16 protein-coding genes are annotated in these 16,670 nt (G+C 53.0%); 10 read left to right on the top strand and 6 right to left on the bottom strand.

Annotation, left to right across the window (positions count from 1 at the left end; genetic code table 11):
* Nucleotides 1–9: 9 nt before the first annotated feature.
* Nucleotides 10–990, bottom strand: coding sequence for an NAD(P)H-dependent glycerol-3-phosphate dehydrogenase (locus K1X45_RS09700; protein ID WP_220158703.1), 981 nt, complete (start codon nucleotides 988–990; stop codon nucleotides 10–12).
* A complete protein-coding gene (gene tsaD, locus K1X45_RS09695; RefSeq protein WP_022709670.1) occupies nucleotides 987–2,078 on the bottom strand; it encodes a tRNA (adenosine(37)-N6)-threonylcarbamoyltransferase complex transferase subunit TsaD in 1,092 nt (363 codons plus the stop codon). The genes K1X45_RS09700 and tsaD overlap by 4 nt, the downstream gene beginning before the upstream one ends.
* A 213-nt stretch (nucleotides 2,079–2,291) precedes the next feature.
* Here tsaD and hemC point away from each other — a divergent pair, with 213 nt between their 5' ends.
* From hemC to K1X45_RS09670, 5 genes are all read left to right on the top strand, one after another.
* Nucleotides 2,292–3,221, top strand: a complete 930-nt coding sequence (gene hemC, locus K1X45_RS09690) for a hydroxymethylbilane synthase (RefSeq protein WP_220158702.1) — start codon at nucleotides 2,292–2,294, stop codon at nucleotides 3,219–3,221.
* Between the two features lie 3 nt (nucleotides 3,222–3,224).
* Complete coding sequence (locus K1X45_RS09685) at nucleotides 3,225–3,935, top strand: uroporphyrinogen-III synthase (protein ID WP_220158701.1); 711 nt, start codon at nucleotides 3,225–3,227, stop codon at nucleotides 3,933–3,935.
* 80 nt (nucleotides 3,936–4,015) lie between these two features.
* Complete coding sequence (locus K1X45_RS09680) at nucleotides 4,016–5,434, top strand: COG4223 family protein (RefSeq protein WP_220158700.1); 1,419 nt, start codon at nucleotides 4,016–4,018, stop codon at nucleotides 5,432–5,434.
* Between the two features lie 24 nt (nucleotides 5,435–5,458).
* On the top strand, nucleotides 5,459–7,168 hold the full coding sequence (locus tag K1X45_RS09675; RefSeq protein ID WP_220158699.1) for a heme biosynthesis protein HemY: 1,710 nt from the start codon (nucleotides 5,459–5,461) through the stop codon (nucleotides 7,166–7,168).
* 194 nt (nucleotides 7,169–7,362) lie between these two features.
* Nucleotides 7,363–7,899, top strand: a complete 537-nt coding sequence (locus tag K1X45_RS09670; RefSeq protein WP_022709665.1) for a TerB family tellurite resistance protein — start codon at nucleotides 7,363–7,365, stop codon at nucleotides 7,897–7,899.
* A gap of 62 nt (nucleotides 7,900–7,961) precedes the next feature.
* Here the strand turns inward: K1X45_RS09670 and aqpZ are convergent, their stop codons facing one another.
* Nucleotides 7,962–8,648: an aquaporin Z gene (gene aqpZ / locus K1X45_RS09665; RefSeq protein ID WP_220160452.1), complete on the bottom strand. Its 687-nt coding sequence runs from the start codon at nucleotides 8,646–8,648 to the stop codon at nucleotides 7,962–7,964.
* 393 nt (nucleotides 8,649–9,041) lie between these two features.
* Between aqpZ and K1X45_RS09660 the strand changes: the two genes are divergently transcribed.
* Nucleotides 9,042–9,311, top strand: coding sequence for a hypothetical protein (locus K1X45_RS09660; protein WP_075653856.1), 270 nt, complete (start codon nucleotides 9,042–9,044; stop codon nucleotides 9,309–9,311).
* A gap of 69 nt (nucleotides 9,312–9,380) precedes the next feature.
* A complete protein-coding gene (locus tag K1X45_RS09655; RefSeq protein ID WP_022709662.1) occupies nucleotides 9,381–10,160 on the top strand; it encodes a class I SAM-dependent methyltransferase in 780 nt (259 codons plus the stop codon).
* Between the two features lie 22 nt (nucleotides 10,161–10,182).
* Here K1X45_RS09655 and metW read toward each other — a convergent pair whose 3' ends face one another.
* A complete protein-coding gene (gene metW, locus K1X45_RS09650) occupies nucleotides 10,183–10,854 on the bottom strand; it encodes a methionine biosynthesis protein MetW (protein ID WP_220158698.1) in 672 nt (223 codons plus the stop codon).
* Nucleotides 10,855–10,858: 4 nt separating this feature from the next.
* On the bottom strand, nucleotides 10,859–12,040 hold the full coding sequence (locus K1X45_RS09645; protein WP_151158883.1) for a homoserine O-acetyltransferase: 1,182 nt from the start codon (nucleotides 12,038–12,040) through the stop codon (nucleotides 10,859–10,861).
* A gap of 427 nt (nucleotides 12,041–12,467) precedes the next feature.
* On the opposite strand from K1X45_RS09645, the gene K1X45_RS09640 reads away from it, so the two are divergent.
* Both K1X45_RS09640 and K1X45_RS09635 read left to right on the top strand, forming a co-directional pair.
* Nucleotides 12,468–13,577: a histidinol-phosphate transaminase gene (locus K1X45_RS09640; RefSeq protein WP_116088752.1), complete on the top strand. Its 1,110-nt coding sequence runs from the start codon at nucleotides 12,468–12,470 to the stop codon at nucleotides 13,575–13,577.
* A gap of 1 nt (nucleotide 13,578) precedes the next feature.
* On the top strand, nucleotides 13,579–14,511 hold the full coding sequence (locus tag K1X45_RS09635) for a prephenate/arogenate dehydrogenase family protein (protein ID WP_220158697.1): 933 nt from the start codon (nucleotides 13,579–13,581) through the stop codon (nucleotides 14,509–14,511).
* Nucleotides 14,512–14,798: 287 nt separating this feature from the next.
* Here K1X45_RS09635 and K1X45_RS09630 read toward each other — a convergent pair whose 3' ends face one another.
* Complete coding sequence (locus K1X45_RS09630) at nucleotides 14,799–15,815, bottom strand: DUF2125 domain-containing protein (RefSeq protein ID WP_220158696.1); 1,017 nt, start codon at nucleotides 15,813–15,815, stop codon at nucleotides 14,799–14,801.
* A 312-nt stretch (nucleotides 15,816–16,127) separates the two neighbouring features.
* On the opposite strand from K1X45_RS09630, the gene K1X45_RS09625 reads away from it, so the two are divergent.
* Nucleotides 16,128–16,667 carry a gamma-glutamylcyclotransferase gene (locus K1X45_RS09625; RefSeq protein ID WP_028233312.1) on the top strand — a complete coding sequence of 180 codons (540 nt, stop codon included), beginning with the start codon at nucleotides 16,128–16,130 and terminating at the stop codon, nucleotides 16,665–16,667.
* Nucleotides 16,668–16,670: the final 3 nt, after the last annotated feature.

Here is a 16,670-nt window from a genome sequence, read left to right as displayed (position 1 = left end):
GTCAGGTTCCTAATCTTCGTTTTTCAAAGGACGGGACAATAATCCGGTAACAGCCGCATCAATAGTAATACTGCCATTGAGCAAAGCCGCAATTGTGGTGATGATCGGTGCATTGATCTGCTTGCGCGCGCAAAGCTCGGCAATCACCGGCGCTGTGGCCACACCTTCGGCCAGCAGTAAACCTTCCAGCGGTTCGCCGCGCCCTAAGGCCAGCCCGTAGGAGTAATTGCGCGATTGTGGTGAGGAGCAGGACAGCATCAGATCGCCGAGGCCGGACAATCCCATCAGAGTTTCAGGCCTCCCGCCAAAGGCCACAGCAATGCGGCGCAGTTCCGCAAAAGCGCGGGTGACCAAAGCTGCCTGTGCCGATGCGCCAAGGCCTTTGCCGATGGTGGCACCGGCTGCAACGGCGATGACATTTTTCAACGCGCCGCCGATTTCAACGCCGGTCAAATCATCGGAGGAATAGCAGCGGAATGTGCTGCCGGAAAACTGTGCGGCCAGATCATCGGCGATGGCAATATTTTCACAGGCAATTGTCACGGCAGTCGGAAAGCCACGGGCAACATCGCTGGCGAAGCTCGGGCCGGAAAGGGCTGCAATCGGATGGTCGGGCAAAATATCAGCAATGATTTGCGACATCAGCCGTCCGGTGGAGCGTTCAATCCCTTTGGCGCAAAGCACAACAGCGCAATCATCCGGAATGAGCGGTTTCAGTCCCTGCAATGCAGCAGCCATGGATTGTGCAGGGATAACGGCCAGCACTGTATCGGCATTGCTCAGAGTTACGGCCGCATCGCTGGTCGCACGCAGATTGTCATGCAGGGCGATATCACCGAGATAACGGCTGTTACGATGGTTGTGATTGATATCATCAACCGTTGCCGGATCGCGGGCATAGAGCACGACCTCATGGCCGTTCTGTGCGGCCATGCAGCCGAGCGCTGTTCCCCATGCGCCGCCACCTAGGATCGTAATCTTCTTACTCATGCTTTTGCTCCCCTGCGGCCAAAGCCGACCAGCGGCGCTGATGTGCTGTCCAGCGGCCAGCGCGAGCGCGGTGCAAAATCGAGATTGTCAGGCTCCGTGCGTGCTGCATGTTCGGCGCCTGCCCATGCAATCATGGCTGCATTGTCGGTACACAAAATATGCGGAGGTGCGAGGAAATCGAAACCGTGTTTTTCACAAAGCGTTTCAAGCCCTTTGCGCAGCACTTTATTGGCAGCAACACCACCGGCAACAACCAGCGTCGGGTTTTCTTTATCCGGATAGGTTTCCCGAAAACGGAGCAGTGAGCGCTTTACGCGGTCATTCAGCGTATCGGCAACGGCAGTCTGAAAAGACGCGCAGATATCCGCCACATCCTGATCGCTTAGCGGTACAAGCTGGGTTGCAGTCTGGCGTACAGCGGTTTTAAGACCGGAGAAGGAGAAGTCCAGCCGTGCTTCACCTTTGAGCGGGCGCGGCAGTTCAAAACGTGAGGCATCACCTTTCAAAGCCGCCTGTTCAACGGCAGGGCCACCCGGATAAGGTAGTCCCAGCAGCTTGGCGGTCTTGTCAAAAGCCTCGCCTAGCGCATCGTCGATGGTTGTGCCGAGGCGTTCATAATGGCCGAGGCCGTGCACGAGAATAACCTGCGTATGACCGCCGGAAACCAGCAATAACAGATATGGAAAAGCCAGTCCGTCGGTCAGGCGCGCTGTCAGAGCATGGCCTTCGAGATGGTTGACGGCATAGAAAGGCTTGTCCGCAGCAAAGGCCATGGCTTTCGCCGTCATCAGACCGACAATCAGCCCGCCGATCAGGCCGGGGCCTGCGGTTGCAGCGACTGCATCCACATCATTGATGGTCATATCCGCATCGGAAAGCGCTTTGGCAATCAACCCGTCGAGCGCTTCCACATGGGCGCGGGCGGCGATTTCCGGCACCACGCCGCCATAGGGTTCATGCTCGGCAATCTGGCTGAGAACAACATTAGACAGGATGCGCGAAGACACCCCGCCTTGTTCATTTTCATGGCGTTCAATGATAGCTGCGGCTGTTTCGTCGCAACTTGTCTCTATTCCAAGCACGCGCATAAGCGATTAGACCCGTATTAACAAAGCATTTCCGGCAAAAGCGCTGAGCACTTTTGCATAAGGAGAATGCGTTCAATAAACAAACTTCGCTGATCTTTCTGTCTTGCACCGGATAGTGGCATTATATTCATGATATTACAGTCATGAATTTGCCCCTGAGGTGAAAGGCAGTTAGAGAAGCCTTTGACATTCGCGTATCACGGACAGAGCCAGATGCAAACACCACGTTTAAAAATCGGAACACGTTCCAGCGCTTTAGCACTGGCACAGGCAGAGGAAACACGCGCACGCCTGATGGCTGCGCATGGTTTAAGCGAAACGGATGTTGAAATCGTGCCGATGTCCACACAGGGCGACCGTATTCAGGATCGTGCATTGTCGGAGATAGGTGGTAAAGGCCTGTTCACCCAAGAGATTGAAGATGCACTGTTACAGGGACGTATTGATATTGCAGTGCATTCCTCCAAAGATATGCCGACGGTTTTGCCGGAAGGTTTGCATCTTTCCACCTATCTCGAACGCGAAGACCCGCGTGATGCTTTTGTCGGCAAAACAAGTGCAAAACTGACCGATCTGCCGCACGGGGCGACCGTTGGTTCATCCAGTCTGCGTCGTCAGGCACAAATCCGGCATATCCGTCCTGATCTCAATGTTATTATTTTTCGCGGCAATGTGAATTCCCGTCTGCGCAAGCTCGATGAAGGTCAGGTTGATGGTACATTTCTCGCTTTTGCCGGCCTGAAGCGCCTCGGGCTGGAGCATGTGGTGACAGAACTGATGGATACAGAGCGGTTTTTACCTGCTCCGGGACAGGGTGCGATCACCATTGAAAGCCGTGTGAATGATGCGCGGGTTGATGCGCTGCTCAAACCGCTCAATCATGAAGAGACATTTATCCGCCTGACTTGCGAACGCGCATTTTTGGCGCAACTTGACGGTTCCTGCCGTACGCCGATTGCCGGTCTGGCGGAAGTTAAAGACGGGCACTTGCATTTCTCCGGTATGGTTTTGACGCCGGACGGTTCACGCCTGCATCGCGTTGCCATTGATGGTGCTGCAGCTGATGCGGCGGCGCTGGGCAAGGAAGCTGCCGAGCGGATCCGTGCAGAAGCCGGTGCTGACTTCTTCACCAGCTGGGCTTGAAACATGCGCAGGGTTCTGGTTACACGCCCGCAACCGGATGCAGCTTTAACCGCCGCGAAACTTGAAGCGGCAGGTTATCAGCCGGTTTGTCTGCCGGTGAGTGAAACTGTAGCGACGGGCGCATCATTGCCGCTGGGCAGTTTTGATGCCGTTGCTGTGACCAGCGCCAATGCCTTGCGCCATATCAATCCTGATTTATTGGCCCCCTACCGGCGTTTGCAGCTTTATGCGGTGGGTGAAAAAACGGCATCAGTTGCGCGGGATGCGGGCTTTGAGACAATCTATGCCGGTGATGGCTGGGGGCTGCGTCTGGGGCGCCATGTGGCAGCTGCTATGTCTGCGGGCAGCTATGTGCTTTATCTGACCGGCAAAATCCGGCGACCGGATTTTGAGGCGCAGTTGTCTGCTGCCGGTATCAATCTGACGGTTGCTGAGACCTATGACACCCGCCCTGTTACCTATAGCGATGCCGAGCTGAACCGCGTTGCTGATACCGGCAGTGCAGAGGTGATTTTGCTCTATTCAGCCGTTGCTGCACGGCAGTTTGTTGCACTGGACAAGCAGGCAAAGGGTGCTTTTATCCAGAACGCGAAATATATTTTTTGTCTTTCGCAGCGGATTGCTGCAGAATTACCAGATAATTGCAGTGCACAGGTACGTATCAGTGAAACGCCGGATGAGGATGCTTTATTACGCCTGCTGGCATTGATCTGATGAAAATATGCAACCATTTGTTCAATTTCGTCATTTAGGTTGCATCTGAAGTTTAAAATACAGATTTTGCGAGAGGACTCATGGCTAAATCCACAGTGTCACGTCACAGCAAGACCACCCGTAAACCGGTGGTGATTGATCTTGATCCGTCTGATGTGAAAGCTGTTGAGGCGTCGGCTGCAAAATCTGCGGGTAAAACTGTGCCGGATGCAGAGCCGGTGGGTGATCCGAAACCTGTGGCACAACCGGCTGCAAAATCTTCCGCACCACCATCGTCAAAAGCGCATGTTGAAGCGAAACCTGCAACCTCGGTTCCGCCGCAGAGCACATCCCGACCGGCTTCTTCAGCCGGTGTTTCCGGCCCTAATCCTTTTGCATCAGGAAAAACCATGAATTCTGCCACTAGTTCCGCACCGCAGACGAAAAAAACAACTTCGCCCTGGATTGCCGGACTGGCGGGTGGTGTGATTGTTCTGCTGGGCACGACCGCACTGCAATGGGCGGGGCTGGGTTTGTTTCCGGCACAGACCAGCAATCGTGATGAGGCGGCAATTGCAGAAATCGCAGATCTAAAACAGCAGATTTCCGGTTTGCAGGCCGCAACCAAACCGGATGCGGATTTGTTAGCACGCCTGGAAGCCGCAGAGAAAAATGCAGCAGAAGCTCAGCAACGCCTGAATGCATTGCCGCAAGCCAGTGAAACACCTGCCGGAAATGATGAGGCGATCCGTGCCGATGTGACAGCTTTGCAGGAGCAGCTGAAAACACTGGCAGGGCAGGCGCAACCTGCGGATAGCGCGCTGGTCAATGGTCTGACCGAGCGCCTGAATGCGATGGAAACAAAGCTCAATACGATCGGCTCTCAGGCAGAACAGGCCAATGCCGCATTAAATACTGATACGGACGAGGTCAAAGCGCTGCAACAGCAACTGGGTGCTTTGCAGACGAAGATAGATGCGCAGGCCACGCAACCGGATATGGCGGCGATTATTGCGGCTAATGCTTTGAAATCAGCGATTGATCGCGGCGGTTCTTATCTGAATGAATTGCAGACCTATAAGTCATTGCTGCCGGAGCAGGCAGGTTCTGTTGCCGCGCTTGAAGTGCAGGCGGAAACCGGTATTCCGACACTCAGTCAGCTGAACACACAATTTGCATCATTGGCGGATGATATGGTGGCAGCGGTGAACAAGCCAGCGGCAGATGCCGGTATCTGGGATCAGCTGGTGGGCAGTGCAAAAAATCTGGTACGGTCACGGCCAATCGGTGATGTCGCTGGTTCCGGTGTCGGGCCGGTGACTGCCCGTATTGAATTTGCGTTGCAGAATGGTGACGTGCAGCGGGCTATGACCGAATGGGCGCAATTGCCGGAAGCCGCTAAACAGGTTGGTCAGAGCTTTTATAATGCATTGAGTGCACGGCGCGATGCGGATGCATTGCTAGCAAAGCTGATGACCGCTTCAACGCAGGCATCTGAGCAAAAACCGGCTGCGCAATAAGCGAAACAGGAAAGGGAGAACGGTATGATACGGGTAATCCTGTTTCTTGTTGTAGTCGCATTGCTGGGGCTGGGGTTTGGCTGGCTGGCGGATCGTCCCGGTGATCTGGTGTTCACCTTTGCCGGAGAGCGGCACAATATTTCCCTGATGACCGCCGCCAGTATGGTTGTGGCTGCCATTGTCTGTGCCATGCTGCTGTGGTGGATCGTCAAAAATCTTGTTCGCTCGCCTTATATTTTGCAGCGTCATTTTCGCGCCCGCAAACGTGACCGTGGCTATCAGTCACTCTCGACCGGCCTGATTGCTGCCGGTGCCGGTGATGCCGAAGCGGCGCGGCGTATGAGCAAACAGGCATCCAAATTGCTGAGCGTGGATCAGGAACCGCTGATCCGGCTGCTTGATGCGCAAACCGCTTTATTGGAAGGGCGCAAAGATGATGTGCGCCGTTATTTTGAAGAAATGATTGCGGATCCCGAAACCAAATTACTGGGTTTGCGGGGATTATATCTCGAGGCCAGCCGGGAAGGCGTGCAGGAAGCAGCCTATCAATATGCGCAGGAAGCCAGCACAATGGCACCGCAGCTGGAATGGGCGTCGAATGCAGTGCTCGGACATAATGTTTTGCAGGGCGATGTTACCGGTGCATTGCGGGTACTTGAGGCACGCAAGGCGGTTATTCCTTATGGCAAAGACGGTAAAGCTGCCCGTGAAACATTGAAACGTAATCGCGCGGTTTTGCTGACGGCACAGGCGATGGACAGTTTTGAAACGGATGCTGTGGCTTCCCGCGAGGCCGCGAATGAGGCGTTCAAGCTGGAACCGGAACTGATACCGGCTGCATTGATTGCTGCGCGTTGTTTGCTGCGTGACGGCAGTATCCGCAAGGGTAATCGTATTCTTGAAGCGGCATGGAAACGCGAGCCGCATCCTGAGATTGCTGAAGCCTATATTCACGGGCGCGCCGGAGATACGGCGCTTGATCGGCTGAAAAAGGCGCGCCAACTCGCAAGTTTGTGCAGTCACCATGCGGAATCGGTTTTGATTGTTGCGCGGGCTGCACTGGATGCCGGAGAACTGACGCTGGCACGGGAAAATGCCGAAGCTGCATTGAAGCTTAATCCGCGTGAAAGCGCTTATTTGCTGATGGCTGATATTGAAGAAGCGCAAACAGGCGATCAGGGGCGCGTGCGTGAATGGCTTGCACGGGCTGTCAAAGCGCCGCGTGATCCGGCATGGACGGCTGACGGTATTGTTTCTGACCATTGGGCACCGGCCTCGCCGGTGACAGGTCGCCTGAACGCCTTTGAATGGAAGGTGCCGTTTACGGAAATAGCGGCGGATACGTCTCTTGTTCTCGATGATGACAGTCTGAAAGAGCCGTTTTTACCCGTCACTTATTCGCGTGCGGAAGAGGCTGAGCCGTCAAACATGCCCGCGGTGAAGGAGCCGGTCTTTGCCGACGATCCTGATGATGCAGAAACTATGCCTCTTGTTGCGGACAAAACTAAAGCTGCTCCGAAGAAAACGGAACCGCAGGACAATAATCTGCGCAATGCCAAAGTAACTATTCTCACTGAGACGGGCGATAATCCTGCGGTGCAGGCCGCAAAGGATTCGCAGCCTGATAGTTCCGACGCTGCGAAGGATAAGCATAGTCTGATTGTTGATGATCCGGGTGTGGCGGCAGAACATGATGTGCCGATACGCAAGGAAGGGACGTTCCGGCTGTTTTAATACTGTGTCTGGACGATTTTACAGAATGAAGTCCGTTAATTCCGTTGCAAAACAGTATTTTTGTTGCAGCTTGGTGACTCTGAGAAAGATTAGAAGATACTTGTAAGACAAAACATGTCTGTATGCTTGGCATCCTTCCGGATGCTGGTCTATGTGTAAGACCTGTCAAAGGCTGTATAAGCACTGGAGCATGTATGTTTGAGCGTCTGATCAGTTTTTTCAAAGAATTGCCGGGTTTTGATCCCTCGAAGAAAAAACAAACATTCTCTGATGAAGACCCGCGTCTGGCCGCTGCTGCACTGATGTTTCATGTCATTGAAGCGGATGGTGAGCAGCACGAAAAAGAGCGCAAACGTCTGTCGGATTTGCTGTCGCAGGCCTATGATTTGCAGGGCGATGACTTGCAGGCTTTGATTAAAGCGGCAGAAGTTGCGGATCAGGAATCGATTGATCTTTATCGTTTCACCAGTGTTTTGAAACGCCATCTGGATGTGCCTGCTCGTTTGAGCTTTATCGAGGTGCTGTGGGAAATGGTCTATGCCGATGGTGATGTCGGTGAAATCGAAGATAATATTATGTGGCGTATTGCCGAGCTGATCGGTGTGGATCAGGAGCAGCGCATCGGGATTAAGTTACGGGTCGCTGAGCGTGCCCGTTCAATGCGCGATGCCTTGGCTTCGATATCCATGGCTGAAGAGCAGACCAATGCCGAGGCCGAAAAGGCTGAATAAAAGCAGCGGATTTGAAAGAGTGAAGGCCGTCATTGACGGCCTTTTTTATTTGTTGCGGTCAATCAGTCTTTCGCGAGAAGACCTTTCCAGATGATTGCGCCGATAGCGGCACCGATCAGCGGAGCAACCCAGAACAACCAGAGCTGGCTGATGGCAGCTGTATCTGCGAACAGGGCTGCAGCTGTGGAGCGGGCCGGATTGACGGATGTATTGGTCACCGGAATTGAAATCAGGTGGATCAGTGTCAGACCGAGACCAATCGCGATTGGTGCAAAACCGGCCGGTGACCGCGATGAGGTGGAGCCGAGAATAATAATCAGGAAGAAGGCAGTCAGCACGACTTCAATGGCAAGGGCTGCCCCAAGGCTATATTTGCCTGGTGAAAGATCGCCGTAGCCGTTGGAAGCGAAGCCGCCTGCGCTGAAATCAGCTTTACCGCTGGCAATAAAATACAGAATTGCAGCAGCAATAATGCCGCCGACCAGCTGTGCGATCCAGTAGGGAATGAGGTCTTTAGCCTCAAAGCGCCCGCCCAGAGTAAGGCCGAGAGTGACAGCCGGGTTGAAATGTCCGCCCGAAATACCACCGACAGCATAGGCCATTGTCAGGACAGTCAGACCGAATGCCAGCGCGACACCGGCAAAGCCGATACCCAGTTCCGGAAAGGCTGCAGCGAGAACGGCGCTGCCGCAACCGCCGAAGACCAGCCAGAAGGTGCCAAAACACTCTGCCGACAATTTATTCATCATGGAAGGCGTATCTTGCATGTTAATCCCCGTAGACGATTGAACAAAAATGAAATCTGCACGGAACTTATATTGCCCGCCGAATATGGACAGATTTGTCAGGATTGAACAGTCTTTTTTTTGAACACAATTGGTGTAAATATTTGTCTTACAAAGAAATATTCTGTCTTATATTATAATTATTATAAAATAGGCGCAGATGTCAGGCCGAGGATAAGCAACTATCCTGTTATTAACCGGCAGCAACAGGCGGCTGGTTGCAGGATTGTGGCGGTTTTCATTTTTTCGGGCTGTTATGGTGTTTTAAAGTGTTGTACCGTCTTGTAAATTCATGAGCGGTTTCGACGCTTTATAAGGTTTCGGGATAATATTAACGGTTTCCGGAGTACCGGCTTGATGTCTAGGTTCGAGCGCCGACTGGCTTTTAATTTCAAACTGTTCTGTTTGCCTTTGGCTGCTGTGTTGGCAGGTTGCACAGGGACTGCAACGGCATGGACTGAAAAAGTCACGATAGAGCAGGTTGAACTGCCAAAAGAATGCGCCGGATGGCAAAAGATTAATATGAAGCAGCGTGCTTATTACATGCTGATGCGTGATGATCCTGCGCTGATTATGGAAATCGACTCCCATAATCTTAAAGGTAAAAATCTTGGTTGCTGGCAATAGCCATATGCCGGTGTGACATGGCAGCTTCATTGAAACATGCAGGGCTGCTCAACTGATTCAGGGTAAATGATGCATCTGGATATTATAGAGCTGCAGTCATTTTATTCGACAGCATTGGGCAAACTGGCTGCTTCGGTTATTACTTCAGCACTGGATCCTTTATGGCTGCCAATGCCGCAGGAGCGGCTTGTCGGGATCGGCTATACGCTGCCTTATCTGGATCATTTTGCATCACAAGCGGAGCGGGCATTTGCTTTTATGCCAGCACGGCAGGGCGCAACCGGCTGGCCGCATGGCGAGGCACTGAGCACGGCGCTGGTCTATGATGAGGAACTGCCTTTGCCGGATAGTTCTGTAGACCGCATCTTACTGGTACATACGCTTGAATTTTCTGAAAGCAGCGCGGAAACGCTGAAAGAAATGTGGCGTGTCTTATCACCGAACGGGCAGTTGATCGTCGTGGTGCCGAACCGTCGTGGTGTCTGGGCGCGTATGGAACATACGCCTTTCGGCAGCGGACGCCCCTTCAGTCGCGGGCAGTTATTGCAGGCTTTCAGAGAGGCTAATTTCACACCGGGAAAAGTGGTCAATGCGCTGCATGTGCCGCCGACACGCTGGCGCTGGCTGCAACAATCATCCGGTCTGATAGAAACGGTCGGAACCCGTCTCTGGCCGTTGTTTGGCGGGGTGGTGATCGGGGAGGCGCATAAGCGCCTCTATCAGGGACTGCCGGTGCTGAAGCGTGCTTCACGCCGTGTTTTCGTGCCGGTGCTGACACCTCAGGGGACAGCACGGCAGCAGCCGGTGAAGGTGAAAATTCACGATCACCGTGAGCGCTCCGGTCAATAAACCGGATTTAAGAAATTATGCTCTAGCGTTTAAGCAGAAACACAGCCTGCTGGCCGAGCAGGTTCCACATGCCCCATGGCAGGCTGAACGGCATGCGCTCACCATTACGGTTCAGCGCCACAGCATCTTCAACCGTTGCGCCGACCTCTTTGGTCATATCCACAAAATCGCGGATCGTGCAGAAGTGAATATTCGGCGTATCATACCAGCTGAACGGCAGTTCTTTGGTCACCGGCATTCTGCCGCGAAACAATAGTGAGCCACGCACCCGCCAGTAACCGAAATTCGGAATGGAAACGATCGCACGCTCACCGATGCGTAGTAATTCGCTCAGAACCTTTTTCGGATTGAGCGTGGCCTGCAAAGTCTGCGACAGGATCACATAATCGAAGCTGGAATCGGGGTAATAGACCAGATCACGGTCTGCATCGCCTTGTATCACCGACAATCCGCGCATCAGACACTGGTTCACACCGCTTTGCGACAATTCCACGCCGCGTCCGTCTACATTGCGGCTGTCGCGCAGCAATTGCAGCAATTCACCATCACTGCAGCCCACATCCAGAACCCGTGTTCCGGGGCGCACCAGCGAGGCGATAATATCAAAATCAACGCGGTTATGGATATGCAGGTTTTCGGTATTTTCAGCTGTGAAAAACGTCGCGTCGCCTGAACCGGCTTTGGTATCAGTCATCGGATTACAGACCTTTCGCGCGGGCTGCGGAGCGGATGAAACCGTCAATGGTTGAGAAAAGAACCGGTTCATCCAGCAGGAAAGCATCGTGCCCGCGGTCGGTTTCGATTTCAACGAATGAAACAGACGCCCCTGCCGCATTCAGCGCATGGACAACGAGACGGCTTTCGGATGTCGGGAACAGCCAGTCGCTGGAGAAGGATGCAACGAAAAAGCGGGTTTTGGTGCCGGAAAAAGCCGAAGCCAGCAAGCCGTTATGTTCTGCTGCCATGTCGAAATAATCCATGGCACGGGTCAGATAGAGATAGGAATTGGCGTCAAAACGGTCAACGAAGCTGTTACCCTGATGGCGCAGATAGCTCTCAATCTGGAAATCAGCTTCAAAACCGAAGGTAATATTGGTGCGATCCTGCAGATTGCGCCCGAATTTACGGTGCAGTGCGGCTTCCGACAAATAGGTGATATGCGCTGCCATACGCGCAACCGACAGGCCTTTACGTGGCACTGAGTCCGATTGGGTGAGATATTGACCGTTGAGCCACAGCGGGTCGGCCATGACCGCCTGACGGCCAACCTCGTTAAAAGCGATATTCTGCGCTGACAAACGCGCGCCGCTGGCCAGAACCACAGCCGAGAAAACCTTGTCCGGATAGCTTGATGCCCATTGCAGCACCTGCATACCACCAACGGAGCCGCCGACAACAGCCAGCAGTTGCTCAATACCGAAATGATCGACCAGCATCGCCTGTGCCCGCACCATATCGCCGATCGTTATGATTGGCAGATCAAGTGCGTAAGGTTTGCCGGTTGCCGGATTAATGGATGCAGGGCCGGTTGAGCCCATGCAGCTGCCGATAACATTGGAACAGAGCACAAAATAACGGTCAGTATCAATCGGCTTGCCGGAGCCGACAAGTGAAGTCCACCAGCCGTCTTTACCGGTGAGCGGATTGGTGCTGGCAACATGCTGATCGCCGGTCAGGGCATGGCAGATCAGGATGGCATTGCTCTTATCGGCATTGAGTGTGCCATAGGACTGATAAGCGAGCTGAAACGGGCTCAGAACGGAACCGCTGTCGAGTTGAAGCGGTTTGTCTTCACCAAAATACACCACAGGACTGTTCGGCTGAACAGCTTCCTGATTGCGGTTGTCTGATAGGGCGGCAGTTTCAGCTGATATCGTCATAAAACATGTCTGCGTCAGAGCATTTTCAGGTCTGTTTGCAACAAACCCAATGCCCTAATTCCCTGATTTTACGCATAATCCTCTCCGAAAGCCGATTTGTTTTTCGGGATTCTGCGTTAGAATTTGTCCGGTGACCGGAACTGGATGCGGATATGCAGGCAATTTCTGCCTGTTTTGCGCATTTTTGACTAGCCGGCCGCGTTGGTGATTTCAGATATTTTTATCTGAAACTACTGCGATCTAGGGGCTAGAGGGGTTTAAAGTCAAGGTTTCTCTCGACTTGTTCTGCGATGCGGTTTATGCCGCTAAAGTCATTCGGTTTCAGCGGGAATATTTCGCTGGTCACAGACCGGCAAATGTTTCTGCAATGCTGTTTCCGTACATAATCTCTATCAACAATACAGGCTCTTAATATTGGATAAGAATGATGAACGATTTCGCGAAAGCTCAACGCCCGACACCTAAAGCCGGCGTCATGGATATTGCTGCTTATGTTCCTGGCAAAGCCACCGTTCACGGTGTTGCCAAAGTGCACAAGCTGTCTGCCAATGAAAGCCCGCTGGGTGCAAGCCCGCATGCTGTTGAAGCCTATCGTGCAACCGATCATTATCTGAGCTCTTATCCGGACGGCGAAGTCATTGCGCTGCGTCAGGCCATTGCGGAAACGCAAGGCCTGAATATTGAGAATATTCTCTGCGGCAACGGTTCGGATGAATTGCTCGGCCTGTTGTGCCAGACCTATCTGGCACCGGGCGATGAAGCGATTTTTACCGATCACGGCTTTCTGGTCTATAAAATCCAGACATTGGCGGCTGGTGCAAAACCGGTGATCGTGAAAGAAAATGATACGGTGATTGATGTGGACGCGGTGCTTGCCGCTGTCACAGACAAGACCAAGGTTGTTTTCATCACCAATCCGGGCAATCCGACCGGCACTTATGTCCCGTTTGAGGAAGTGAAGCGCCTGCATGCCGGCCTGCCGCCGCATGTTCTGCTGGTGCTGGATGCGGCCTATGCGGAATATGTGCGCAAGAATGATTATGATGCCGGTGTGGCGCTGGTCTCTGCGAGCGACAATGTGGTGATGACCCGCACATTCTCGAAGATTCACGGCCTGCCTGCGCTGCGTATCGGCTGGATGTATGCACCATTACATGTCACAGACGCGGTGAACCGTGTGCGCGGACCTTTCAACATGAACAGCGCGGCAATTGCTGCCGGTACTGCGGCGATCCGCGACCGCGATCATGTGCAGAAAGCCTGTGCGTTCAATGCGGAATGGGCGCAATGGCTGACAGACGAGTTCACCAAGCTCGGCCTGAAAGTTACGCCATCGGTCACCAATTTCCTGCTGGTGCACTTCCCTGACACACAGAACAAGTCTGCTGCCAAAGCTGACGAATATCTGCAGTCTAAGGGATATATTCTGCGTCGCGTGACATCCTATGGCTTCCCTGAAGCCCTGCGGATGAGCATCGGCTCGGAAGAAGCCAATCGCGGCGTGATTGCCGCTCTCACAGAATTTTTGAAGTCCTGATATGTCTGATATTCATTTTAATAAAATTGCGCTGATCGGTATTGGTCTGATCGGTTCGTCGCTGGCTCGTGTCATCCGCCGTGAAGGTCTGGCCGGTCACATCGCTATTGCTACCCGCAGTGCAGAAACGCTGAAACGCGCGGAAGAACTGGGGCTGGGCGACAGCTACACAACGGATAATGCTGAAGTTGTCCGCGATGCCGATCTGGTGATTGTCTCCGTGCCTGTGGGCTCGTCTGGTCTGGTTGCCAGCCAGATTGCCGGCAGCCTCAAAGCCGGTGCGATTGTCACCGATGTGGGCTCCACTAAAGGCTCGGTGATTGCGCAGATGCAGCCGGAATTGCCGGATCATGTGCATTTCATTCCGGGACACCCGATTGCCGGTACCGAATATTCGGGGCCGGATGCGGGGTTTGCTGATCTGTTTATCAATCGCTGGTGCATTCTCACACCGCTGCCCGATACGGATGCAGACGCGCTGGCAAAGCTCAATGCGTTCTGGGAAGCCTGTGGCTCCAAGACAGATCAGATGGATCCGCAGCATCATGATCTGGTGCTGGCGATTGTTTCGCATCTGCCGCATATCATTGCCTATAATATTGTCGGCACGGCCAATGATCTGGAGAAGGTAACGGAGTCGGAAGTGATTAAATATTCCGCTTCCGGTTTCCGTGACTTTACCCGTCTTGCGGCATCTGATCCGACAATGTGGCGCGATGTTTGCCTGCATAATAAGGATGCTATTCTGGAAATGCTGGGACGTTTCTCGGAAGATCTGGCCTCATTACAGCGGGCAATCCGCTGGAGTGACGGCGATGCCTTGTTTGACCTGTTTACGCGTACCCGCGCAATCCGCCGTGGCATTATTGATGCCGGTCAGGAAGTGGATGCACCGAACTTTGGCCGCGAAGCTGCAAGCAAGCCTAAAGTCTGATCTAAAAGTCGTTATACTTGGCTGCAAATGGCAATTTCTGCGCTTCCGGTGCTCATGTACATTTAAGTACACTGCGCTCCGGTTCTCGAAATCACCATTTTCGCTGTGGTATAACGCTTTTTGCTTCAGACTTTGCGTTGGAGTTTATGAAAATAAAAACCCGCCATTTCGGCGGGTTTTTTATTAAAGCATTTCACAGTCAAGTTGGATCAACTTGACGTCGGGATAATGCGACAGGCTAAGGAATCTAGAGCGAACACTGCGATCCAACATGAACGTAAACCGCTCTAGAGCAGTGGCAACCGTCCCAGCGGGATAAAGCCTGCGCTGATTTTGCCTTCTTTAATAACAACAGGAACAATTGTTGCCCCCGTTTCATCTTTCGGCATGGAGCCGAGAGCAAAAACAACTGTATTTATATTTTTAGCCTGATCGGGAAAGGCGGCCTGCAATGTCTGGCCGATTGCCGGAGCATTTGTCAGGCGGATTTTCAGATCCGCATTGGCCAGCCCTTCGCTGTCGACAGCAAGCGGGCCGCTGATGCTGATGCTGGCGCCGGAAGGCAGCAGAAACAGCATCTGATTAAGCTGCAGGGATTTTCCGCGCAGCAGGCTGCCGCTTTCATCCGGCTCTTTGAAGGCCGCGAGGCTTGCCGGAGAGGTGATGTCGATCAGACCGTCGAGCTCCGGCAGGGCAGCCAGAGATTTGTCGCCGGTAAGGCGCAGATCATCAAAGGTCATTTTAGCCTGAAGCGGCTCTTCAAGACTGTTGAGATCAAATTGCAGGCCGAGGAGGGAAAGCGTTGTCGGTGCAGCCGCATTTTCAGCGGTCACAGTCTGCACGCGCAAATTATCGGCACTGAGGCTGATATTCTGTGGCGAACGACCGTCAATGCGCGCAGATGCTTTGAGATTATCCCAATCTGCTTTCAACGGGTCAGCGCCGGACATGGCAAGTGCTGCAGGGCCGGTGAGCTGTGTCTGCACCGTGCGGAAAGAGAACAGGGAAGCGCCGACATTTACAGTACTGGTTGCTGCATTCAGCGTCTGATCTTTGTCACGGAAGTTAAAGCCGGAACAGCTGATATACATGGAGAAGGGGTAGCCGCGTGCCGAGAGGGACTGACATTCCAGCGTTTCGCCCTGACCGGCAGTATTAGCTAGCTCAGTGCGAACGCGGTCTTTGGCCATGGAAGCGAGATAAAACCAGCCCGCCGTGTATAAAATGACGATGACCAGAGCAAAGAGAATGCCCCATGTCATGCGTTTTGAGCTTTGCGGGTTAGGACGCGATTTAGCTACCATAGCTATGCCTCTCAGATTTCAAAGGGCATTCTGCTGACAGGGCAGAAGAACTCTTCTATAATCTTTTTATTCACAATGCCGCGCTGACAACACATCATGCGGTATTGTTTTGCAGATAAAAGTCATTCGGCGGTACATTTTTCTACACAAAATCATGCCGGAAAAATGTTTGCCTGTTGGGAAATGCGGGACACAGGGTGTAAACTATATGCCTGTGTATTCTATGCATTATATGAATTTAGCGAGACAAGCAAAAGCAAACAAATGACCCCAATGGATAGTTCACACACGGATTTTGTGTTCCAGAATAATGTGGCTGATTCCGGTTCTGACTTCTGGGTCTTCGGTTACGGGTCACTGATGTGGCGGCCGGGTTTTGACAGTGCCGAGAATATTCCGGCGCTGCTGACAGGCTTCAGCCGGTCTTTATGCATCTATTCTCATGTTTATCGCGGTACGCCTGAATTGCCGGGGCTGGTGCTGGGTCTGAACAGCGGCGGTTTCTGCCACGGACAGGCATTTCGCGTGACGGCAGACAACAGACTGCCGGTGATGAACTATCTGCGTGAACGTGAACAGATCAGCGGTGTTTATGTGGAAAAATGGCTGACGGTTGAACTGGCAGACGGCCGTGATGTCGAAGCATTGGTCTATGTGGCCGATCCCTTGCATAAACAATATGCAGGCGGTCTCAGCGCTGAGGATATGGCTTTGCTTGTTCGGCGCGCCAGTGGTCAGGCCGGACCAAACCGCGATTATGTTGCCAATACTGCCCGTCATTTGCAGGCAATGGATATCTGGGATGAGCGGCTGGAAGCTGTTTTAAAGCTGCTGGATAATCATACAGACTGACAG

This window comes from Pseudochrobactrum sp. Wa41.01b-1 (genome assembly GCF_019464455.1).
Lineage (GTDB): Bacteria > Pseudomonadota > Alphaproteobacteria > Rhizobiales > Rhizobiaceae > Pseudochrobactrum > Pseudochrobactrum saccharolyticum.
Note: the sequence above shows the minus strand (reverse complement) of the source record. Positions and strands in the feature narration are given on the sequence as shown.